The 21,274-nt window shown below is 70.3% G+C and carries 20 protein-coding genes; 8 read left to right on the forward strand and 12 right to left on the reverse strand.

Features of this window, described 5'->3' with window-relative positions:
- Nucleotides 1-4: 4 nt before the first annotated feature.
- The 5 genes from ACZ3H8_RS04090 to ACZ3H8_RS04110 all read right to left on the reverse strand — a co-directional run bounded on the left by ACZ3H8_RS04090 (nt 5) and on the right by ACZ3H8_RS04110 (nt 4,835).
- Nucleotides 5-979 carry an acyl-ACP desaturase gene (locus tag ACZ3H8_RS04090; protein ID WP_467397068.1) on the reverse strand — a complete coding sequence of 325 codons (975 nt, stop codon included), beginning with the start codon at nt 977-979 and terminating at the stop codon, nt 5-7.
- Between the two features lie 115 nt (nt 980-1,094).
- Nucleotides 1,095-1,871: a dimethylargininase gene (gene ddaH / locus ACZ3H8_RS04095; protein WP_467397071.1), complete on the reverse strand. Its 777-nt coding sequence runs from the start codon at nt 1,869-1,871 to the stop codon at nt 1,095-1,097.
- 88 nt (nt 1,872-1,959) lie between these two features.
- The gene (locus ACZ3H8_RS04100; RefSeq protein WP_467397073.1) at nt 1,960-3,603 is read right to left on the reverse strand and encodes an ABC-F family ATP-binding cassette domain-containing protein; all 1,644 of its coding nucleotides are present in this window, start codon (nt 3,601-3,603) and stop codon (nt 1,960-1,962) included.
- Between the two features lie 312 nt (nt 3,604-3,915).
- Nucleotides 3,916-4,332, reverse strand: coding sequence for a spore wall synthesis regulator SsgD (ssgD, locus tag ACZ3H8_RS04105; RefSeq protein ID WP_467397075.1), 417 nt, complete (start codon nt 4,330-4,332; stop codon nt 3,916-3,918).
- Nucleotides 4,333-4,430: 98 nt separating this feature from the next.
- On the reverse strand, nt 4,431-4,835 hold the full coding sequence (locus tag ACZ3H8_RS04110; RefSeq protein ID WP_467397078.1) for a (4Fe-4S)-binding protein: 405 nt from the start codon (nt 4,833-4,835) through the stop codon (nt 4,431-4,433).
- A 74-nt stretch (nt 4,836-4,909) separates the two neighbouring features.
- On the opposite strand from ACZ3H8_RS04110, the gene ACZ3H8_RS04115 reads away from it, so the two are divergent.
- Entirely contained in the window at nt 4,910-6,007 is a 1,098-nt protein-coding gene (locus tag ACZ3H8_RS04115) for a WD40/YVTN/BNR-like repeat-containing protein (protein ID WP_467397080.1), read from the forward strand.
- Nucleotides 6,008-6,010: 3 nt separating this feature from the next.
- Here the strand turns inward: ACZ3H8_RS04115 and ACZ3H8_RS04120 are convergent, their stop codons facing one another.
- A complete protein-coding gene (locus tag ACZ3H8_RS04120) occupies nt 6,011-6,310 on the reverse strand; it encodes a YciI family protein (protein ID WP_389189952.1) in 300 nt (99 codons plus the stop codon).
- Between the two features lie 56 nt (nt 6,311-6,366).
- Between ACZ3H8_RS04120 and ACZ3H8_RS04125 the strand changes: the two genes are divergently transcribed.
- Nucleotides 6,367-7,059, forward strand: a complete 693-nt coding sequence (locus tag ACZ3H8_RS04125; RefSeq protein ID WP_467397084.1) for an endonuclease V — start codon at nt 6,367-6,369, stop codon at nt 7,057-7,059.
- Between the two features lie 98 nt (nt 7,060-7,157).
- Nucleotides 7,158-7,298 (forward strand): morphogenic membrane protein MmpA, encoded by a 141-nt coding sequence (gene mmpA, locus ACZ3H8_RS04130; protein WP_467397086.1) that lies wholly within the window; start codon nt 7,158-7,160, stop codon nt 7,296-7,298.
- 36 nt (nt 7,299-7,334) lie between these two features.
- Here mmpA and ACZ3H8_RS04135 read toward each other — a convergent pair whose 3' ends face one another.
- Nucleotides 7,335-8,534, reverse strand: a complete 1,200-nt coding sequence (locus tag ACZ3H8_RS04135; protein WP_467397088.1) for a saccharopine dehydrogenase family protein — start codon at nt 8,532-8,534, stop codon at nt 7,335-7,337.
- Between the two features lie 278 nt (nt 8,535-8,812).
- Here ACZ3H8_RS04135 and ACZ3H8_RS04140 point away from each other — a divergent pair, with 278 nt between their 5' ends.
- The 4 genes from ACZ3H8_RS04140 to ACZ3H8_RS04155 all read left to right on the forward strand — a co-directional run bounded on the left by ACZ3H8_RS04140 (nt 8,813) and on the right by ACZ3H8_RS04155 (nt 14,610).
- Nucleotides 8,813-9,955 (forward strand): CaiB/BaiF CoA transferase family protein, encoded by a 1,143-nt coding sequence (locus ACZ3H8_RS04140; protein ID WP_467397091.1) that lies wholly within the window; start codon nt 8,813-8,815, stop codon nt 9,953-9,955.
- Nucleotides 9,952-11,094 (forward strand): acyl-CoA dehydrogenase family protein, encoded by a 1,143-nt coding sequence (locus tag ACZ3H8_RS04145; RefSeq protein WP_467397093.1) that lies wholly within the window; start codon nt 9,952-9,954, stop codon nt 11,092-11,094. The genes ACZ3H8_RS04140 and ACZ3H8_RS04145 overlap by 4 nt, the downstream gene beginning before the upstream one ends.
- Before the next feature lie 22 nt (nt 11,095-11,116).
- Nucleotides 11,117-12,331 carry an acetyl-CoA C-acetyltransferase gene (locus tag ACZ3H8_RS04150; RefSeq protein ID WP_467397096.1) on the forward strand — a complete coding sequence of 405 codons (1,215 nt, stop codon included), beginning with the start codon at nt 11,117-11,119 and terminating at the stop codon, nt 12,329-12,331.
- A 101-nt stretch (nt 12,332-12,432) separates the two neighbouring features.
- Nucleotides 12,433-14,610 carry a 3-hydroxyacyl-CoA dehydrogenase NAD-binding domain-containing protein gene (locus ACZ3H8_RS04155; protein WP_467397098.1) on the forward strand — a complete coding sequence of 726 codons (2,178 nt, stop codon included), beginning with the start codon at nt 12,433-12,435 and terminating at the stop codon, nt 14,608-14,610.
- A gap of 93 nt (nt 14,611-14,703) precedes the next feature.
- Here the strand turns inward: ACZ3H8_RS04155 and ACZ3H8_RS04160 are convergent, their stop codons facing one another.
- The 4 genes from ACZ3H8_RS04160 to sph all read right to left on the reverse strand — a co-directional run bounded on the left by ACZ3H8_RS04160 (nt 14,704) and on the right by sph (nt 18,797).
- The gene (locus ACZ3H8_RS04160) at nt 14,704-15,432 is read right to left on the reverse strand and encodes a MerR family transcriptional regulator (protein ID WP_467397101.1); all 729 of its coding nucleotides are present in this window, start codon (nt 15,430-15,432) and stop codon (nt 14,704-14,706) included.
- A 153-nt stretch (nt 15,433-15,585) separates the two neighbouring features.
- A complete protein-coding gene (locus ACZ3H8_RS04165) occupies nt 15,586-16,647 on the reverse strand; it encodes a S1 family peptidase (protein WP_467397103.1) in 1,062 nt (353 codons plus the stop codon).
- 161 nt (nt 16,648-16,808) lie between these two features.
- The gene (locus tag ACZ3H8_RS04170; protein ID WP_467397105.1) at nt 16,809-17,729 is read right to left on the reverse strand and encodes a cation diffusion facilitator family transporter; all 921 of its coding nucleotides are present in this window, start codon (nt 17,727-17,729) and stop codon (nt 16,809-16,811) included.
- A 78-nt stretch (nt 17,730-17,807) separates the two neighbouring features.
- Nucleotides 17,808-18,797: a sphingomyelin phosphodiesterase gene (gene sph, locus ACZ3H8_RS04175; protein ID WP_467397108.1), complete on the reverse strand. Its 990-nt coding sequence runs from the start codon at nt 18,795-18,797 to the stop codon at nt 17,808-17,810.
- A 199-nt stretch (nt 18,798-18,996) separates the two neighbouring features.
- On the opposite strand from sph, the gene ACZ3H8_RS04180 reads away from it, so the two are divergent.
- Complete coding sequence (locus ACZ3H8_RS04180) at nt 18,997-19,872, forward strand: oxygenase MpaB family protein (protein ID WP_467397110.1); 876 nt, start codon at nt 18,997-18,999, stop codon at nt 19,870-19,872.
- On the opposite strand, the gene ACZ3H8_RS04185 is transcribed toward ACZ3H8_RS04180, so the two are convergent.
- Nucleotides 19,844-21,244, reverse strand: coding sequence for a GH1 family beta-glucosidase (locus tag ACZ3H8_RS04185; RefSeq protein ID WP_467397112.1), 1,401 nt, complete (start codon nt 21,242-21,244; stop codon nt 19,844-19,846). The genes ACZ3H8_RS04180 and ACZ3H8_RS04185 overlap by 29 nt on opposite strands.
- Between the last annotated feature and the right edge of the window lie 30 nt (nt 21,245-21,274).

Genomic DNA, 21,274 nt, shown 5'->3' on the forward strand with positions numbered 1-21,274 from the left:
ACGGTCAGCCCGCCGCCCGCGCCGCCATCCGCGCCTTGCGCGCCGCGAGCTTCTCGTCGAACTTGCTCGCCTCGGAGTCCAGCCCGCCCATGTACAGGCCGAGCTCCTCCTGCGCCTTCAGGCCCTCCGGGCCGAGACCGTCGATGTCCAGCACCTTGAGGAAGCGCAGCACCGGCTGGAGCACGTCGTCGTGGTGGATCCGCATGTTGTAGATCTCGCCGATCGCCATCTGCGCGGCGGCCCGCTCGAAGCCCGGCATGCCGTGTCCCGGCATCCGGAAGTTGACCACCACGTCACGCACGGCCTGCATCGTCAGATCAGGGGCGATCTCGAAGGCCGCGCCCAGCAGATTCCGGTAGAAGACCATGTGCAGGTTCTCGTCGGTCGCGATCCGCGCCAGCATCCGGTCGCAGACCGGGTCGCCCGACTGGTGGCCGGTGTTGCGGTGCGAGACGCGCGTGGCGAGCTCCTGGAAGGCGACGTACGCCACCGAGTGCAGCATCGAGTGACGGTTGTCGGACTCGAAGCCCTCCGCCATGTGCGCCATCCGGAACTCTTCCAGCTTGTCCGGGTCGACAGCGCGCGAGGTGAGCAGGTAGTCGCGCATCACGATGCCGTGCCGGCCCTCCTCCGCCGTCCAGCGGTGCACCCAGGTGCCCCAGGCGCCGTCGCGGCCGAAGAGGCTGGCGATCTCGTGGTGGTAGCTGGGGAGGTTGTCCTCGGTCAGCAGGTTCACGACCAGCGCGATCTTGCCGATGTCGGTGACCTTGGACTGCTCGGGCTCCCAGGCCTGGCCGTCCTCGAAGAAGCCGGGGAAGTTGCGGCCGTCGCTGAACGGGACGTACTCGTGCGGCATCCAGTCCTTGGCGACCTTGAGATGGCGGTTGAGTTCCTTCTCCACCACCTCTTCCAGCGCGAACAGCAGTCGGGCGTCTGTCCACGCTTCCGAACTGCCGAGGTGGGGAGAGGCGATCGTCACGGGTGCTCCTGGGGACGGGAGAGTTACTTACGGATTCGTAGGTTACGAAACCGTAGGTTAAAGCCGCAGTAAGCCATGGGCCAAGCCCGCCGGACGGATGTCCGGTTACGTTCTGTTATGCGTACAGGTCACGGAGACGTACGGAGAGGCAGGTCACGCAGCCTTCGAGCTTCTCGAACTCACTGATGTCCACCGGCACGGGCTGGTAGCCGAGATCCGTGAACAGCTCCGCCGTCTTCGGCGCGCTCGCCGCCATCAGCAGCTTCCCGCCGCCGAGCAGCACCACATGCGCGCCGGACTCCTCGGGCACCGGGAGGTGGCGGGGGAAGACGGACGGGGTGTCGACCAGCGGCGGGTAGCCGATGACGGTGGAGTCCGGCAGGGCGGTCACGGCCGACTTCAGGTGCAGCACCTTGCTCACGGGCACGGCCACGACGCGGGCGCCGAGCGGTTCGAAGGCGGCGCGCAGCTGCTGCACCCCCGCCGCGTTCGTCCGGCCGCCGCGGCCCACATAGATCGTGTCGCCGATCTTGAGGACGTCGCCGCCGTCGAGGGTGCCCGGCTCCCACACCCAGTTCACCGAGCAGCCGAGACGGGCGAGGGTCTCCTCGACGGCCGTCGTCTCCGGCCTGCGGGACTCGGCGCCCGGGCGGGCGATCAGCGCGACATTACGGAACACCACCACGGTGTCCTCGATGAAGACGCTGTCCGGGCAGTCGTCGGCCGGCTCCGTCTCGACGGTCCGCCAACCGTGCTCACGCAGGGTCTCGGCGTACGTCTCCCACTGCTGGAGCGCCAGATCGACGTCGACCGGGGAGCGCTCGATATGGGTGACCAGGCCCTCGGCGAGGCGCGGGCTGGGGCGGCGGATCAGGGCTTTCCTGCTGGGCACGGGGGGTTCTCCAGGGGGTATACGGTCCGGTCGGCCCATCATGACCCGCCGCCCCGGGGCGATGGAATCCCCGGAGCGAGGCGCGTGGTCACGCCATCGGCAGCTCACCCTCCCGTACCTCGTCCGCGGTGATGTCACGGAGTTCACCGTCCAGCAGCAGCCAGCGCGTGATGCCGATCGACTCCAGGAACGGCACATCGTGACTCACCACGATCAGCGCCCCCTCGTACGACTCCAGTGCCGCCGTCAGCTTCCGCACACTCGCCATGTCCAGATTGTTCGTCGGCTCGTCGAGCATCAGCAGCTGCGGCGCCGGCTCGGCGAGCAGCAGTGCGGCGAGCGCCGCGCGGAACCGCTCCCCGCCCGACAGCGTTCCGGCGAGCTGGTCGGCGCGCGCGCCCCGGAACAAGAAGCGCGCGAGCCGCGCCCTGATCCGGTTGTTGGTGGCGTCCGGCGCGAACCGCGCCACGTTCTCCACCACGCTCAGCCCGTCGTCCAGCACATCGAGCCGCTGCGGCAGAAAGCGCAGCGGGACCTCGGCCACCGCCTCACCGGCGACCGGCGCCAGCTCGCCGGTGATCGTGCGCAACAGAGTCGTCTTGCCCGCTCCATTGCGGCCGACCAGCGCGATCCGCTCGGGGCCGCGGACCTCGAACTCTCCCTTCACCTCGGCTCCGTAGCGCAGCCGCAGCTCGCTCAGCCGCAGCACGCCCCGGCCCGGATGGACCTTGGTGTACGGCAGCTCGATACGGATCTCGTCGTCGTCCCGGACCGCGTCCACGGCCTCGTCGAGCCGCTCCTTCGCCTCGGTGAGCTTCTCCGTGTGCATGATGCGGTGCTTGCCCGCCGACTCCTGGGCCGCGCGTTTGCGCGCACCCATGACGATCTTCGGCTCACGCTTGGAGTCCCACATCTTCTGTCCGTACCGCTTGCGGCGGGCCAACTTGATCTGGGCGTCTGCCAGTTCACGCTTCTGCCGCTGTACGTCGGCCTCGGCGACGCGCACCATGCGCTCCGCGGCCCCCTGTTCGACGGCGAGCGCCTCCTCGTACGCGGAGAAGTTGCCGCCGTACCACGTGACCTCCCCGTCGCGCAGATCGGCGATCTGGTCGACCAGCTCGAGCAGTTCACGGTCGTGGCTGACCACGACCATCACGCCGGACCAGGCGGCGACCGCCTCGTACAGCCTTCGGCGCGCGTACAGATCGAGATTGTTGGTCGGCTCGTCGAGCAGCAGCACATCCGGCCTGGCCAGCAACAGAGCGGCCAGCCGCAGCAGGACGCCCTCGCCGCCCGACACCTCGCCGATGGTCCGGTCCAGGCCGACGTGGCCGAGCCCGAGCTGGTCGAGGGTGGCGCGCGCCCGCTCCTCGACGTCCCAGTCGTCGCCGACCGCCGTGAAGTGCTCCTCGCTCGGATCGCCCGCTTCGATGGCGTGCAGCGCGGCGCGCGTCCCGGCGATGTCCAGCACTTGGTCGACCCGCAGTGCGGTGTCGAGCACCAGGTTCTGCGGCAGGTGGCCGACCTCGCCCGTGGTGTGGACCGTTCCGCCCGTCGGCGTCAGATCACCGGCGATCAGCCTCAACAGCGTTGATTTTCCTGATCCGTTGAGTCCGGTAAGGCCGGTTCTGCCCGGGCCGACCGCCAGTTGGAAGTCGTCGAGTACCCCGGTGCCGTCCGGCCAGGCGAAGGTGAGGGAGGAGCAGGTGATGTGCGTGGGGACAGTAGACATACGGGTCTCCCGGTTGCGTGGAAAAGGGCATGAGCAACGGGTGGAGACACCGCGGCGCGGGCGACGGCCGCCGGGACAAAGAGGGGAAAAGGGCCCGGTCGGGGAGGACGGCTCGAATGCCGAGGACGGCTCGAACGCCGAGGTCGCACGCGAAGCGCACAGCATGGTTGAAGAAGCTGTGACGCACGGTGTCTCAGGACCTCAGACGAGCAACGTCCTACTCCAATCGACGACAACAGGACCGCTGTACACCGTACGAGGGGGCTCTGGCTGCGTCAACGCATTATCGTCCGACGGCCGAACCGGCAGAAGTCAGCAGGCGTCGCGCAGCAGCTCGGCCAGATTGTGGTCGAGATCCAGGTAGAGATGCTCACGGCCGGTGGGGACCATGCCATGGACGCGCCTGAGGAAGCGGCGCAGGTCGCTGGTGCGGACATGCACCATCGCCACACCCTCCGGGGCGTGGAACTCCACCACCGTACGGTCGTAGCCGTAGGGCCTGACGCGTACGTCGCCGACGCCGGCCGGGGCGTCGATGCCCGCCGCGAGCAGCTCCCGCGAGAACGCCCAGGACACTTCGTTGCCCTCCAGCGTCGCCGGGGGCGGGAAGGCCATGCGTACGGCGAAGGGATCCTCGCGGTCGTAACGCAGCGTTATCGGAACAGACTCCATCTGGGGCGCGGAGGCGACCAGGCGGGCCCGCACGGCCTGCTCGATGACGGTGGACAAGGCCTGCTCCTTCTTGCGCGGCTCGCTGACGTCTCCCTTGCACCGGGAGAGACGACAGACAGACGGATTCCGTGCATCGGGAGGGAGGGTGACCTGCGTCACCGCTCGGCGCAGGGCCCCGAATGGTCGCAATACGGCTCATTGCCGCTCGCGCCGCAGCCGCACAGTGTCACTCGCGTCTCGTGCCGGTCGCCGTGCGCGGTGCGGATGTCGAGATCGCCGCGCATGACGAGCTGCCCGGCGACGGTCCGGCCGACGGTGGTCGGCCGGTCGGGCTCCTCCGCGGCGCCGTCGGACAGCCGGTACTGCAGGGCGCCGGACGGGCAGCGGCGCACCACCTCGGCGACGCGGTCGGCGGCGGCGCCGTCGGGCTGCACCCACGGCCGCCGGTCGAGGTCGAAGACCTGCGGGAGACCTCGTACGCATTCGGCCGCGTGCAGACAGCGTCGCGGCTCGAAGGTGACGGTGGCCTCCCGGCCCTCGTACTCCTTGGGTTGGGACATGAGCCCAGCGTATGAACGCGGGCCACCGGCCGCACCCTGGACGGGGTCCGGCCCGTGGGCTAGCTTCCAGCGCCATGACGTCCATGGGGAAGACGAGACGAACGGTGTCGGTGGGACTGTGCGCGGCGGCGGTGGCCGCGGCGCTGGCCGCACCGGCGCAGGCGGCCGAGCAGACCGGTAGCGGTGTGGGCAGCGCGAAAGGGCCGAGCTGGAGCCTGAAGGACACCGGCGCCGACGTACGGTTCAGGGGCCTCGCGGCCGTCAGCCGCAACGCCGCCTGGGTCGCGGGCTCGAAGGGCACCGTGCTGCGCACCGCGGACGGCGGCGGCAGCTGGCGGAACGTCTCCCCGCCGGGGGCGGGCGAGCTGGAGTTCCGCGACATCGAGGCATTCGACAGCCGGCGCGCGGTGGTGCTGGCCATCGGGGAGGGCGAGGCGTCCCGGGTCTTTCGCACCGAGGACGGCGGGGCGAGCTGGACGGAGTCCTTCCGCAATACCGACCCGAAGGCGTTCTACGACTGCGTCACCTTTTTCGACAGCCGGCACGGCCTCGCCATGAGCGACCCGGTGGACGGCAAGTACCGCATCCTGTCCACCGGCGACGGCGGAAAGTCGTGGAAGGTGCTGCCGAATGCCGGTATGCCGACGGCGCTGCCGGGCGAGGCGGCCTTCGCCGCCAGCGGCCAGTGTCTGGTCAGCTCCGGGCCGAAGGACGTCTGGCTGGCGACCGGCGGCGGCGCCACGGCGCGCGTGCTGCACTCCGCCGACCGCGGCCTGAACTGGACCGTCGCCGAATCGACCGTCCCGGCCGGGGACCCGGCGCGTGGGGTCTTCGGGCTCGCCTTCCGTGACCGTGCCCATGGCATCGCCGTGGGCGGCGACTACCGCGCCGGCCAGGCGTCCCCGAACGCCGGAGCGGTCAGCGGGGACGGCGGCCGCAGCTGGCAGCAGTCGAAGACACCGCCGCCGGCCTACCGTTCCGGCGTGGCCTGGCTGCCGCACAGCAGGTCGGCCGCGCTCGCCGTCGGACCGACCGGAACCGATCTGACGCTGGACGGCGGCCGCAGCTGGCGCACGGTCGACACCGGTTCGTACGACACGGTGGACTGCACGCCCGACTTCGGGTGCTGGGCATCGGGCGAGAAGGGCCGCGTCGCGCGGCTGGAGTTCTAGTCGCTACGAGGGCAACTGCTGCTTGTACGGGGCGAGTTCGGGCGCGGTCTTCGTGGCGATGAACTCCGTGATCCGGTACTCGCACACACCGCCGACCGTGAAGGGGTCGGCCGCCGCGATCTTCTCGATCCGCGCGCGGTCGTCCCCGACGGCCAGGATCACCCCGCCGTCGCGCGGGTTCTTGCGTCCCGACGCGATGAACACGCCTTCCTCGTACAGTGCGTCCAGCCAGGCCACATGTGCCTCGAGGAGCTCGTCGACGCGCTCGACCGGTGCGGTGTAGGTCAATTCCAGTACGAACATGATCGCCAGGCTACGGCACGTCGATATCGAGCGGCGGTCGTAGGGTGGACGGCATCATGAAGATCATCGAGACGCCCGCCGACTGGCCCGCCGACGAGAGTACGGCCCTGGCGGTCCAGGACGAGCTGCGCACGCGCGTCGTCCTGGACGAGCCGGGACCGGAGCCGGGTACGGGCCTGGTGACCGGCGTCGATGTGGCGTACGACGACGAGCGCGATGTCGTCGCCGCGGCGGCCGTCGTCCTGGACGCCGCGACGCTCACGGTCGTCGAGGAGGCCACCGCGGTGGGCCGGGTCGCCTTCCCCTACGTGCCCGGGCTGCTGGCCTTCCGGGAGATCCCGGCCGTGCTCGCTGCCCTGGAGTCCCTCACCCGGGACCCCGGCCTCGTCGTCTGCGACGGCTACGGCCGGGCGCACCCCCGCCGGTTCGGGCTCGCCAGCCATCTCGGCGTACTGACCGGGCTGCCGGTGATCGGTGTCGCCAAGAACCCCTTCGCCTTCAGCTACGGCGAACTCGGGCCGCTGCGGGGCGACTTCGCGCCACTGCGCGCGGACGACGGCGAGGAGGTCGGCCGCGCGCTGCGCACCCAGGGCGGCGTCAAGCCGGTGTTCGTCTCCGTCGGCCACCGCACAACGCTCGACAACGCCTGCGCACACACCCTCCGCCTCGCGCCCGGCTACCGGCTCCCCGAGAGCACGCGGCTGGCGGACCGGCTGTGCCGGCGCGCCCTCGCGGAGGCGACTGCGTAACTGCCCAGGCAGCGAAGCGAGTACCTAGGTACCAGCGGCTGCGAACTGAGTATCTGAGCGGATGTCAGGAGCCGGGCGCGATCGGCATCCTCCCTGGCATGACGACTCAGACGACGCACAGCGCAACCGAGATCACCACCCACCCCGTCGAGCGCATCGTGACGGCTGTGCTCATCCTGGCCGCCCTCGCGGGCTTCGGCTGGGTGGGATCGATGGTCTATACGGCGCTGACCGGCTGACCTGCCGCACATGTCCGCGGCCGGCTCCCGGGCTCCTCAGCGCGTGGCGGCCACCCGGAACCGGATGCCGGCCGCCTGCAGCCGCTCCAGCAGCGCATCACCCATCGCGACCGCGGTCGTGACCTGCCCCGCGGCGCCAGGCAGTTGGTCGAAGGCCAGGCACAGCGCCGACTCGGCGAGCATTTTCGCCGTCTCGTCGTAGCCCGGATCGCCGCCCGAGACCTCCGTGAACACCGTGCGGCCGCCGCCCTCGCCCACGAAACGCACCGAGAACCAGCTCTTCGCCCTGCGCCGCTCGTCCGGACCCTCGCCCGGCTTGATCCGGTCCGACAACCAGCGCCGGGCAGGGGGTAGTTGGGCCAGACCGAAGAGCGCTCCCACGGCCGCCGTACCACCCGCCGCCATGGGAAGCGTGCGGACCGCCGCGTAGTGCCGGTAGCGGAAGTCCGGACCGTACCGCGGCAATGCCCGCGCCGAGCGCGCCACGATCTGCCGGTCCACCGTCGGCAGCGGCAGCGCCCACGCGCCGGTCTCCCGGCTGAACCGCGGCCCGGCGAGCGGGGCCCGCGCCCGTCGTCCCACCAGCCGCGGCTCGTGCAGCCGCCGGTCGTGCGCGGCGCGCAGCATCTGCCGGCCGCGGCCCATCGCGGTGAGCGCGGAGGCGAACGTCCCGCCGGAGAAGGTGGCGTTGGAGCGTACGAACCCGTCGACGCGCAGCGGCACGTCCTCGGGAAGGTGCTGGACGGTGAAGTACGCCCCCAGGTCGTGCGGGACGGAGTCGAAGCCGCAGGCGTGGACGAGCCGCGCCCCGGTCTCCCGGGCCCGCGCGTCATGGCGTACGTACATCAGGTCCACGAACTCGGGCTCGCCGGTCAGATCGACGTAGTCGGTCCCGGCTTCCGCGCAGGCGGCGACCAGCGGCTCGCCGTACCAGATGTAGGGGCCGACCGTCGTGGCCACCACATGAGTGGACTCGGCGAGTTCGCGCAGCGCGTCGGGGTCGTCCGCGTCCGCCTCGATCAGCGGCAGCTCGGCGCAGCCGGGATGCTTGGCGGCAAGGCGCTCACGCAGCCGCTCCAGCTTCTGCCGGCTGCGGCCCGCGACGGCCCAGCGGCATCCGTCGGGCGCGTGCGCCGCGAGGTACTCCGCGGTGAGCACGCCGACGAAGCCCGTCGCTCCGAAGAGCACGATGTCGTACGGGCGCTGCGCGCGACCGGTCCCGTTCTGCCTGTTCAATGGCCCCTCCGCCGTTGCCCCCGCGGTCGTGTCGGTGGCTGAGGCTAGCGTGCGAACGGGGTCGGGAAGAAGATGCGTTTCCCATCAGTAACATGCCGGGCCGCGCGGCCCGGATCGTCCGCCGCGCCGGGGCGCCTCGACGATCTGAGGGTGCCGCCGTACGGGAGTAGGCTGCGGACAATTCTAAGCGCTTGCTCGGCCCGGGGCCTTGTGCCGAGTGGAACGCGTTCTTACCATCACTGGTGTTACATCAGTTGTGTCACAGTGCTGGGGGCTTGATGGCAGCGATGGGCACCGGCCCGCTGGCCGGAGTGCGAGTGGTCGAACTGGCGGGCATCGGGCCCGGTCCGTTCGCCGCCATGCTCCTGGCCGACCTCGGCGCCGATGTCGTACGGGTCGACCGGCCCGGCGGCTCGGGGCTGAGCATCGATCCGGCGTACGACCTCACCAACCGCAACAAGCGCTCCGTGCTGATCGACCTCAAGGCGGCGGACGGCCCCGGCCAAGTCCTCGACCTGGTCGAGCGGGCCGACGTGCTGATCGAGGGCTACCGGCCCGGCGTCGCCGAACGGCTCGGCGTGGGGCCGCAGCAGTGCCTCGCCCGCAATCCGCGCCTGGTGTACGGGCGGATGACCGGCTGGGGCCAGGAGGGACCGCTCGCCCAGCGCGCCGGACACGACATCGCGTATATCGCCGTCACCGGCACCCTCGGCATGATCGGCAAGCCCGACGAGCCGCCGGCCGTCCCGGCCAACCTCGTCGGCGACTACGCCGGCGGCTCGCTCTATCTTGTCGTCGGAGTGCTCGCGGCCCTGCAACACGCCCGCAGTGAGGGCGGGGCGGGCCAGGTCGTGGACGCGGCGATCGTCGACGGAGCCGCCCATCTCGCCACGATGATCCACGGGATGATGGCGGCAGGCGGCTGGCAGGACCGGCGCGGGGCGAACCTGCTCGACGGCGGCTGCCCCTTCTACGGAAACTACGAGACCGCCGACGGCGAGTACATGGCGGTCGGCGCACTGGAGCAGCAGTTCTACAACGAGTTCATCGAGCTGCTCGGCATCAAGGACGAGGCTCCGGCGCGTAAGGACTTCGCCCGCTGGGGCGAGCTGCGCGCCGCCGTCGCCGCCCGCTTCAAGACCAGGACGCGCGAGGAGTGGACCGCCGTCTTCGAGGGCTCGGACGCCTGTGTCGCCCCGGTGCTCTCATTGCGGGAAGCCCCCTCGCACCCGCATCTCGCGGCCCGCGGAACCTTCGTCGACCACGGCGGACTCACCCAGCCCGCGCCCGCGCCCCGCTTCTCCGCCACACCCGGCTCCGTGTACCGGGGCCCCGCCCAGCCGGGCGCCGACACCGCAGAAGTGGCCCGCGACTGGGAGCTGCCCGGCCTCGCTGAGCCCGCCAAGGAGGGCGAGAGTTGAAGCGTCAGATCTTCACCGCCGAGCACGACGCGTTCCGCGAGACCGTCCGGACCTTCCTCACCAAGGAGGTCCTGCCGCACTACGAGCAGTGGGAGAAGGACGGCATCGTCAGCCGGGACGCCTGGCTGGCCGCGGGGAAGCAGGGACTGCTCGGACTCGCCGTGCCCGAGGAGTACGGAGGCGGCGGGAACGCCGATTTCCGCTACAGCGCCGTCCTGGCCGAGGAGTTCACCCGGGCTGGCGCGGCCGGGCTCGCGCTCGGACTGCACAACGACATCATCGGCCCCTACCTCACCGGCCTCGCGACCGAGGAGCAGAAGCGGCGCTGGCTGCCCGGCTTCTGCAGCGGCGAGATCATCACCGCCATCGCGATGACCGAGCCGGGCGCGGGTTCCGACCTCCAGGGCATCCGCACCGCCGCCGAGGACGGTGGCGACCACTGGATCCTCAACGGCTCCAAGACCTTCATCTCCAACGGCATCCTCGCCGACCTGGTGGTCGTCGTCGCCAAGACCACCCCCGAGGGCGGGGCCAAGGGCCTCTCACTGCTGGTCGTCGAACGCGGCATGGACGGCTTCGAGCGCGGCCGCAACCTCGACAAGATCGGCCAGAAGTCCCAGGACACGGCCGAGCTGTTCTTCAATGACGTGCGCGTCCCCAAGGAGAATCTGCTCGGCGAGCTGAACGGCGCCTTCATCCATCTGATGACCAATCTCGCGCAGGAGCGGATGGGCATAGCGGTCGCCGGAATCGCCGCCGCAGAGTATCTGCTCGAGATCACCACCCAGTATGTGAAGGAGCACGAGGCCTTCGGGCGGCCGCTCTCCAAGCTTCAGCACATCCGGTTCGAGATCGCCGAAATGGCCACCGAATGCGCTGTCACCCGTACGTTCCTCGACCGCTGCATTGTGGATCACTCGAACGGGGAACTCGACGCCGTACACGCGTCGATGGCCAAATGGTGGGCCACCGAGCTGCAGAAGCGCGTCGCCGACCGCTGCCTGCAATTGCACGGCGGCTACGGCTATATGACGGAATACCGCGTCGCCAGGGCTTTCACGGATGGCCGTATCCAGACGATCTACGGTGGCACGACCGAGATCATGAAGGAAATCATCGGCCGTTCTCTTCTCGCCTGACCCTCATTGAAAGGCTGCTGTCTTGAGTACCGAAGCGTATGTGTACGACGCGATCCGCACCCCGCGCGGGCGCGGCAAGGCCAATGGCGCCCTGCACGGCACCAAGCCGATCGACCTCGTGGTCGGTCTGATCCACGAAATCCGCAACCGTTTCCCCGGCCTCGACCCGGCGGCGATCGACGACATCGTGCTCGGCGTCGTAGGCCCCGTCGGGGACCAGGGCTCCGACATCGCCCGTATCTCGGCCATCGCCGCCGGGCTGCCCGACACGGTCGCGGGCGTACAGGAGAACCGCTTCTGTGCCTCGGGCCTCGAGGCCGTCAACATGGCCGCGATGAAGGTCCGTTCGGGCTGGGAGGACCTGGTGCTCGCGGGCGGCGTCGAGTCGATGTCGCGGGTGCCGATGGCCTCCGACGGCGGCGCCTGGTTCGCCGACCCGATGACCAACTACGAGACGGGCTTCGTCCCGCAGGGCATCGGCGCCGACCTCATCGCCACCGTCGAGGGCTTCTCCCGCCGCGACGTCGACGAGTACGCTGCGCTCTCCCAGGAGCGGGCCGCCGACGCCTGGAAGGACGGCCGCTTCGACCGCTCCGTCGTCCCCGTCCGCGACCGCAACGGCCTGGTCGTCCTCGACCACGACGAGCACCTGCGCCCCGGCACCACCGCGGACAGCCTCGCCGCGCTCAAGCCTTCGTTCGCCAGCATCGGCGAGATGGGCGGCTTCGACGCGGTGGCGCTGCAGAAGTACCACTGGGTGGAGAAGATCGACCACGTACACCACGCGGGCAACTCCTCCGGCATCGTCGACGGCGCGGCGCTCGTCGCGATCGGCACGAAGGAGGTCGGCGAGCGGTACGGACTGACCCCGCGCGCCCGGATCGTCTCCGCCGCGGTCTCCGGCTCCGAGCCGACCATCATGCTCACCGGCCCGGCGCCCGCCACCCGCAAGGCGCTCGCCAGGGCCGGGCTCACGATCGACGACATCGACCTCGTGGAGATCAACGAGGCGTTCGCCGGTGTCGTCCTGCGCTTCGCCCGCGACCTGGACCTCCCGCTGGACAAGATCAACGTCAATGGCGGTGCGATCGCCCTGGGCCACCCGCTCGGCGCCACCGGCGCGATGATCCTCGGCACCGTCATCGACGAACTGGAGCGCCAGGGCAAGCGGTACGGCCTCGTCACGCTCTGCGTCGGCGGCGGCATGGGCATCGCGACGGTGGTCGAGCGCCTGTAGCCCTACGGCCCCGGCGCACCGTCCACAGGGACGCGCGTGCGCGGCGGCCGCCTCGCGACCTTCCGGGCCCCGGCCCGACCAGACCTCATGGAGACTTCGCAATGACCGAGAGCACCACCATCCGCTGGGAGCGGAGCGACGACGGCGTCGTCACCCTCGTCCTCGACGATCCCAATCAGTCCGCCAACACGATGAACCAGGCCTTCAAGGACTCCATCGCGGCGATCGCAGAGCGCGCGGAGGCCGAGAAGGACTCCATCCGCGGCATCATCTTCACCTCCGCCAAGAAGACCTTCTTCGCGGGTGGCGACCTCAAGGACATGATCAAGGTCGGTCCGGAGAACGCCGAGCAGGTCTTCGACACCGGCATGGCCATCAAGCACGCCCTGCGGAAGATCGAGACCCTCGGCAAGCCCGTCGTCGCGGCGATCAACGGCGCGGCGCTGGGCGGCGGTTACGAGATCGCCCTGGCCTGCCACCACCGCATCGCACTCGACGCGCCCGGCTCCAAGATCGGCCTGCCCGAGGTCACCCTCGGCCTGCTGCCTGCGGGCGGCGGCGTCACCCGTACCGTACGGCTGATGGGCATCGCGGACGCGCTGCTGAAGGTGCTGCTGCAGGGTACGCAGTACTCCCCGCAGCGGGCCCGGGAGAACGGCCTGATCCACGAAGTGGCCGCCACCACCGACGATATGCTCGCCAAGGCGCGCGCCTTCATCGATGCCAACCCCGAGTCCCAGCAGCCCTGGGACGTCAAGGGCTACAAGATCCCCGGCGGCACCCCGTCCAACCCGCGGTTCGCCGCCAACCTCCCCGCCTTCCCCGCGAATCTGAAGAAGCAGACCGCCGGCGCCCCCTACCCCGCCCCGCGCAATATCCTCGCGGCGGCCGTCGAGGGCTCCCAGGTCGACTTCGAGACCGCGCAGACCATCGAGGCGCGGTACTTCACCGAGCTGGTCACCGGCCGGATCGCCAAGAACATGATCCAGGCGTTCTTCTTCGACCTGCAGGCGGTCAACTCCGGCGCCAACCGCCCCGGGGGCATCGAGCCGCGCCCGGTCCGCAAGGTCGCCGTCCTCGGCGCGGGGATGATGGGCGCGGGCATCGCGTACTCCTGCGCCCGGGCGGGCATCGAAGTCGTCCTCAAGGACGTGTCTCTGGATGCCGCAGAGAAGGGCAAGGGCTACTCCGAGCAACTGCTGGCGAAGGCGCTCTCCCGGGGCCGTACGACCGAGGCCAAGCGGGACGCGCTGCTCGCCCGCATCACGCCGGCCGCGGAACCCGCGGATCTCGCGGGCTGCGACGCCGTGATCGAGGCGGTGTTCGAGGACACCGCGCTCAAGCACAAGGTGTTCCAGGAGATCCAGGACGTCATCGAGCCGGACGCGCTGCTCTGCTCCAACACCTCGACCCTGCCCATCACCGTGCTCGCCGAAGGCGTGTCCCGGCCCGTCGACTTCATCGGGCTGCACTTCTTCTCGCCCGTCGACAAGATGCCGCTCGTCGAGATCATCAAGGGCGAGCGCACCGGCGACGAGGCGCTGGCCCGCGCCTTCGACCTGGTCCGCCAGATCAACAAGACCCCGATCGTCGTCAATGATTCGCGCGGGTTCTTCACCTCGCGCGTGATCGGCCAGTTCATCAACGAGGGCGTGGCGATGGTCGGCGAGGGCGTCGACCCGGCATCGGTCGAGCAGGCCGCCGCGCAGGCCGGATACCCGGCGAAGGTGCTCTCCCTGATGGACGAGCTGACGCTCACCCTGCCGCGCAAGATCCGCAACGAGACCAAGCGCGCGGTCGAGGAGGCCGGCGGCACCTGGTCCGGGCACCCGGCGGACGCCGTGATCGACCGGATGGTCGACGAGTTCGGGCGTACGGGCCGCAGCGGCGGGGCGGGCTTCTACGAGTACGGCGAGGACGGCAAGCGGACCGGGCTGTGGCCGGGCCTGCGCGAGCACTTCACGCGTTCCGAGGTGGACGTGCCCTTCGAGGACATGAAGGAGCGGATGCTCTTCTCGGAGGCGCTGGACTCGGTCCGCTGCCTGGAGGAGAACGTGCTGACGTCGGTCGCCGACGCCAACATCGGCTCCATCATGGGCATCGGCTTCCCGGCCTGGACGGGCGGCGTGCTGCAGTACATCAATGGCTACGAGGGCGGACTGACCGGCTTCGTTGCGCGCGCCCGGGAGCTCGCCGAGCGGTACGGCGACCGCTTCGACCCGCCGGCGCTGCTGGTCGAGAAGGCGGAGCGGGGCGAGAAGTTCAGCGACGAGGCCTGACCGTCGTGGCCTGACCGTCGCGGCCGGGGCCGCGTCCACCGCCGAGTGGCAGCAACGCCGAGTGGTACGACTGCGCCGTACCACTCGGTGGTACTACTCCGTGGCGAACGCGGCCCGCAGCTCCTCCTTCAGCGACCGCTGGAACGCGGTCACCAGCGCCTGGACCACCATCGGCTGCATATGGGCGGACAGCGACTTCATCGCCGCGACATGCTCGGGGTCCGACTCCCGTTCCCGGTACGGGCTCCACACCTCGTCCCGGAACAGCTGGGTGAGTTCGTGCGCGGCGGAGCGGGTGTGCTTCAGCAGGACGGTACGGGCGGCGAGGATCGTCTCGTGCGCGATCGGCACGTCCAGCAGCTGCACACCGAGCCGCAGCAGCCCCGGGTCGAGCCGGTAGCCGTCGGCGTCGCCCGCGTGCTCCAGGACGCCCATCGCCGCGAGCCGGTCGATGTCCTCCTCGCTCAGCGACCGCCCCGCACGGCGCTCCAAGTCGGCATGGGACGCCTCCTCGGCCGAATCCGGCGCCCAGGAAGCCACCAGCGCACGGTGGACGGCTAGATCGTGCGCGCTCAGGTCCTCCGGCAGTTGCTCCACATAGCGCTCGATCGCGGCGAGGGTCATGCCCTGGTGCTGAAGCTCCTCGATGAGGGCCAGCCGGGACAGATGGCCCGGGCCGTAGTGCCCGACCCGCCGCGGCCCGATCGCCGGGGGAGGCAGCAGCCCGCGCGTGCTGTAGAAGCGAACGGTCCGCACGGTGACCCCGGCCCGCGCGGCCAGCTCGTCGACGGTGAGCGTCGGCTCCTCGGTCTCGGTCGCCATGGGTGCGCCTCACTTTCTCCTCACGCGGTGCAACAGTATTGCTGTCTCACCAGTGTTGTGAAAGTGCCCTGCGGATCTGGGCGCGCAGTCGAAGTGGCTGCACAGCACGGCGGGCGTGCCCACTTGGTGGGCACGCCCGCCGCGTGTCGGTCCTCAGTCCACGTTCACGCCGTACGCGCTGAGCACTTCCTTCACCGGCTGGTGGATCGCAGAGCCCCTGGTGCCGGAGCAGCCGGCGCTGCCCGAGTGGATGCCCAGCGCGGTGGCACCTGCGAAGTGCGCGCCGCCGCTGTCGCCGCCCGCCGAGCAGGCGGTGGTGCGGACCAAGTTGTAGACCGGCCCCTCGCCGTAGTTGACGGTGACGTTCACCGCGGTGACCTTGCCGCTGGTCACCTTGGACGTCGAGCCGCTCTTCCTGATGGCCTGGCCGACGATGGCGTCCGCCGCGGACGTGATGTCCTGGTACCTGCCGTTGTAGAGGTTGACGTCCCCGGCGGGCTGCGAGCCGTCCGTGTACCGGACGAGGCCGTAGTCGTTGGTCGGGAAACTGGTGCCCTCGCTGGTCCCGATGGCCGCGCCGTGGGACGTCGTCGACCAGCTTGTGGCCGTGTTGGTGCAGTGGCCCGCCGTCACGAAGTAATGGGCCGTGCCCTTCGAGACGTTGAAGGCTGCCGAGCAGCGGTAGCCGCCGCCGTGGATCGCGTCTCCGCCGACCACCTCCTTCTTGAGGACTCCGGGGACACGCTTGATCCGCACGGCGTCGCCGAGACTCGCGGCCACCGTCTTCAGCAGCGTCATTGAGCCCGTGGAGACGGTCCGGTCGGCCTCGATCGCGATCCGGTTCGTCGAGGGGTCGATACCCCAGGAGGTGCCGGTGATCTTCGCCCGGGCATCCAGGACGGCCATGGCGGATTCGAGCTCGGCCGTGCTGCGCTCGACGCGCTTCGCGCGTGCGCCGGCGGCCCGGACCTGGTCGGCCGCGGCCTCATCGGTGACGGTGACGACCAGTTCGCCCGTGTCGGCGTCGAGATACGACCCGGCGGTGCGCTCGCCGAGCGCACGTTCGAGAGTGCTGTGCAGTTGGTACTGCATCGCCGAGGGCGTGACGCCCGGATGTGGTTCCGGGGCGGCCGCGGCGGTGCCTGGGCCCAGACCGGCGGCAGGCAGGGCGAGGAGGGCGGAAAGGCCGATGCGCGCGCGGAGCGTGCGTCTCATGGGGGGGCTTCTCCTTCGTACGAGTCCGTAGTGGGGGTGCCGAGAAGCAGTTTGGACTGGACCAGTCCGGTGTGCCGGATTAAATCCGCCATGGCCCTGCCATGCAGGCAGCCCCGTGAGAACGCCGGACCACCCGTTCGGCGGAAGGGGTCGAGGGCATGTCAGGGATGGATCTGGACGGTGGCCGCGGTGAGCCGGCGGACCGTGTGCAGCAGCGCGTGCTCCGCGGCAAGCGCCACGGCGTGCGCCTGCGCCACCGTCAGCGCGGGGTCGACCGCGATCGACGTCTCGGCCCGCAGATCGTGCCCGAGCCAGCGCATTCGTACGTCCCCCACGGCCCGTACGCCCTCGACATGACAGAGCGCGTGCTCGGCCTGGTCGACCAGCGCAGGGTCCACCGCGTCCATCAGCCGGTGCCAGATCTCGCGCGCCGCACCGCGCAGCACCAGCGCGATCGCCCCCGTGATCGCGAGCCCGATCAGCGGATCGGCCCACCGCCATCCGAGTGCAGCTCCGCCCGCGCCCAGCAATACGGCCAGAGAGGTGAATCCGTCACTGCGAGCGTGCAGTCCGTCAGCGACCAGCGCGGCCGATCCGATCCTGCGGCCAGTGCGGATCCGGGCCACTGCCACCCACTCGTTGCCGGCGAATCCCACCAGACCGGCCGCGGCCACTGCAGCCAGATGGCTGACCTCCTGCGGCTCGAACAGCCGCCGCAGCGCCTCGTAGCCGGCAAAGACCGCGGACGCGGCGATCACCAGCACCACGAAGACGCCTGCCAGATCCTCCGCCCGCCCGAAGCCGTAGGTGTAGCGGCGGGTGGCCGCCCGTCGGCCGAGGACGAAGGCGAGGGCGAGCGGCAGGGCGGTGAGCGCGTCGGCGGCGTTGTGGACGGTGTCGCCGAGCAGCGCCACCGACCCCGACGCGGCCGCGATCACCGCCTGGACGGCTGTCGTGGCGGCGAGCACGCCGAAGGAGAACCACAGCGTCCGCAGCCCCTGCGCCGACCCTTCGAGGGCGGCGTCGACGCGCTCATGAGCGTGGTGATGGTGGTGACCATGAACGTGCCCGTGACCGGTCATGGTCACCACCGTGACATACCAACTCCCTTGCAGCCACTGCCGAAAAGCGGCCTCTGACCAGCTGCGAAGGGCTTGCGACTACTGTCCGGACGCGACGACCGGGTAATGGTCGGAGAGGTTGGTGTACGTGTAGCTCGTGCCCCAGCTGGAGACCGTCCAGGGCGCGCTCTGCTCCTTGATCACCTCATTGGTCCAGCCGGCCGGCTTCGCGTGCCCGGTGCGGTGCAGGACGTAGTCGAGGTCCTCGCGCGGGTCGTCCGGATAGCGCTCGGACGCGATCGAGTTCTGCTCGGTGTCGAAGGAGTACGGGTGTCCGGTGCGGGCGTCCGCGCCCGCGAGACCCGCGTCGGCGAGCATCGTGGCGTACTCCGGCGTCCGCGAGTCGACATTGAAGTCGCCCGCGACCAGGACCTGTTCAGCGGCCGGGATGTTCCTGCCGTCCAGGAAGGCGTCGATCGCCTTGAACTGGCGGCTGCGCATCTGCGCCGCCTCGCCCGCGCCACAGCCGGGATCGGTGGACTGCGCGTGCGTACCCACCACATGCACCTTCGCGCCGTTGACGTTCAACACGGCATAGACGAAGCCCTTGTTGGACCACCAGTCCGCCCCGCAGGCGTCCTTGTAGACGAACTGCTCCTTGCGGACGATCGGCCACTTGCTGAGCACCGTGACCCCGCCGTCCTCGGGCGTGGTGGCCGAGTACGACCCGCCGGTCGCGTCCCAGCCGTCCTTGCTCCGCCCCATCACCGGGGTCTGGTACGGGTACTGGGCGGCGGCCTGCTGCATCAGCGGGCCCGAAGAGGAGTTGTCGAAGGCCTCCTGGATCACGACGACGTCGTTGCCCTGGAAGAACGAGGTCGCGGGGATCGCCGCGGCCCGGTGGTCCTGGCCCCAGTTGGGGTACAGCGTCTTGCTGAACAGGAAGGCGTTGTACGTCAGCACCTTCAGGGACGGCGTCGCGGCCGCCGGGGCTGCGGAAGCTGTCGGAGCCGTCCCGGTGAGGGCGGCCGCGGCGAGCGCGGTGGAAAGAGCTGCGCCAGGGATGCGGCGGAGCGCGGAGTGCGGCACAAAGACTCCCGGATGTGGTGGGGGGTACGACCGGCGACGCACATCAAATCAGCCAGAGTTACCACCTGGTAATGGCCAGGGGCCCACTTTCTTTCCGCAGCCGTACGATCTCACCAACACTGGTGCCGCCGCCTTCGCGCTGCTGCCCGGCAGGGGCGGCGGAAGGCCTGCCCGGCCCCATGAAAGTTACGATGGTCAAATGACCGGGCCCGCGGCTGATCCCGTACCACCACCGCCCGGCGGAGTGCTCTGGACCCTCGCCGGTGACATCCGCGGTCTGCTGATGCTGCCCGCCGCTCTCACCCTGCAGGTCGCTCACCCCGCCGTCGGCGCCGGCGTCGACGAGCACTCCGTCTTCCGCACCGACCCGTGGGGTCGCGGCGAGCGTTCGCTGCGCTCGCTCCAGCTGTGGGTGTACGGGGGCGATGCAGCGGCAGAGGAGGGGCGCAGGCTCCGGGAGCTGCACAAGACCATCCAGGGCACGGATGCACACGGCCGCAGGTACCACGCGCTCGATCCGGCCTACTACTCCTGGGTCCACGCCACCGGCTTCCCGGTCTACCGGCACGCGCTGCGCTATCTGGCGCGCCCGCTCACCGAGGCGCAGGAGCGCAAGCTCTACGCCGAGTGGCTCCAGGTCGGACGGGTCCTCGGCATCCACGACCGGGACATGCCCCAGACGATCGAGGAGTTCTGGCCGTACTACCGCAAGGTCCTCGCCGACGAACTGGAGGCGACCGTCGTCGTACGCGAACTGATCGCCACCGACCCGGCGCTGCCGCCGCCCGACCGCGGGCCGCTGGCGCTCAGAGTGCTGCTCAGGACGGTGTGGCCGGTGCTGCTGCCCGCGTTCGCCCGCTTCCGCCGCTTCATGACCATCGGGCTGATGCCGCCCGACGCGCGCGAGGCGATCGGCCTGGAGTGGACGGACGAGCAGGAGCGCAGACTGCGCAGATTCGCCCGGGTCGTACGGGCCGTGGTTCCCGTACTCCCCGAGCGACTGCGGTACCTCCCGCTGGCGCGCGAGGCGCGGCGGGCCGCCCGGATCAGCCGGTCAGACCGCCCCGTGCGATGACGTCCCCGTACCAGCGGGCGCTGTCCTTGAAGGTACGGCGCTGGGTCGCGAAGTCGACATGGACGATGCCGAACCGCTTGCTGTAGCCGTACGCCCACTCGAAGTTGTCGAGCAGCGACCACAGGAAGTAGCCACGCACATCCGCGCCCGCCCCGATCGCCCGGTGCACCGCCGAGAGATGAGCCCGCAGATACTCCACCCGCTCCGGGTCGTGGACCTCGCCGGACGGGTCGGCGTAGTCGTCGTACGCGGCCCCGTTCTCGGTGATCACCAGCGGCACGCCCGGCAGGTCGTCGCGCAGCCGGGTCAGCAGCTCGTACAGACCGTCGGCGTCGACCGGCCAGTCCATCGCGGTGCGCGGGCCCGGCGCGGGCAGGAAGCGCACATGCTCCTCCGCACCGGCCCACGGCGACGGCGAGTCCGACGAGCCGGCGCCGACGACGGTGGGGGAGTAGTAGTTGATGCCCAGCGAGTCGATCGGCGTGGAGACGACCTCCAGATCGCCGTCCTGGACGAAGGCCCAGTCGGTCACCGCGGCCGTGTCACGGACCAGATCCTCCGGAATCCGGCCGTGGAACACCGGATCGAGGAAGATCCGGTTCCCGACGGCGTCGATCCGGCGCGCGGCATCGAGGTCGGCTGCGGAGTCGGTGAGCGGACGCACCGCGTGCAGATTGAGCGTCAGCGAGATCTCGGACGTCGATGGCAGGGCGGTGTGCAGCACTTGAGCCGCCAGGCCGTGCGCCAGGTTGAAGTGGTGGGCTGCGCGCAGCGAGGCACTCGCGCTGGTCCGCCCCGGCGCGTGCACCCCGGAGCCGTACCCGAGAAACGCCGCACACCACGGCTCGTTCAGGGTGGTCCAGGTCGCCACCCGGTCACCGAGCGCGTCCGCCATGATCCCGGCGTAGTCGCCGAACCGCCGGGCGGTCTCGCGCTGCGGCCAGCCACCCGCGTCCTCCAACTCCTGCGGCAGATCCCAGTGGTAGAGCGTGGCGACCGGCCGGATACCCGCCTCGAGGAGTTCGTCGGTGAGCCGGCGGTAGAAGTCCAGGCCCTTCTGTACGGCGGGACCGCGCCCGGTCGGCTGCACCCGTGGCCAGGCGATGGAGAACCGGTAGTCGGTGACGCCCAGTTGCTTCATCAGCGCGACGTCCTCGCGCATCCGGTGGTAGTGGTCGGCGGCGATGTCGCCGGAGTCACCGTTGCGGACCTTGCCAGGCGTGCGGCAGAAGGTGTCCCAGATGGACGGCGTACGGCCGTCCTCGGTGGCGGCACCCTCGATCTGGTACGCGGCGGTGGCGGTGCCCCAGCGGAAACCGGCCGGGAACCGGAGCTCCGTCGTCGTCTCGGGGCGTGCGTCGACAGCGGTCATGAGGTGGGACTCCCAGGAAATAGAGATGAG

The organism is Streptomyces sp. NPDC002868, from assembly GCF_055563295.1.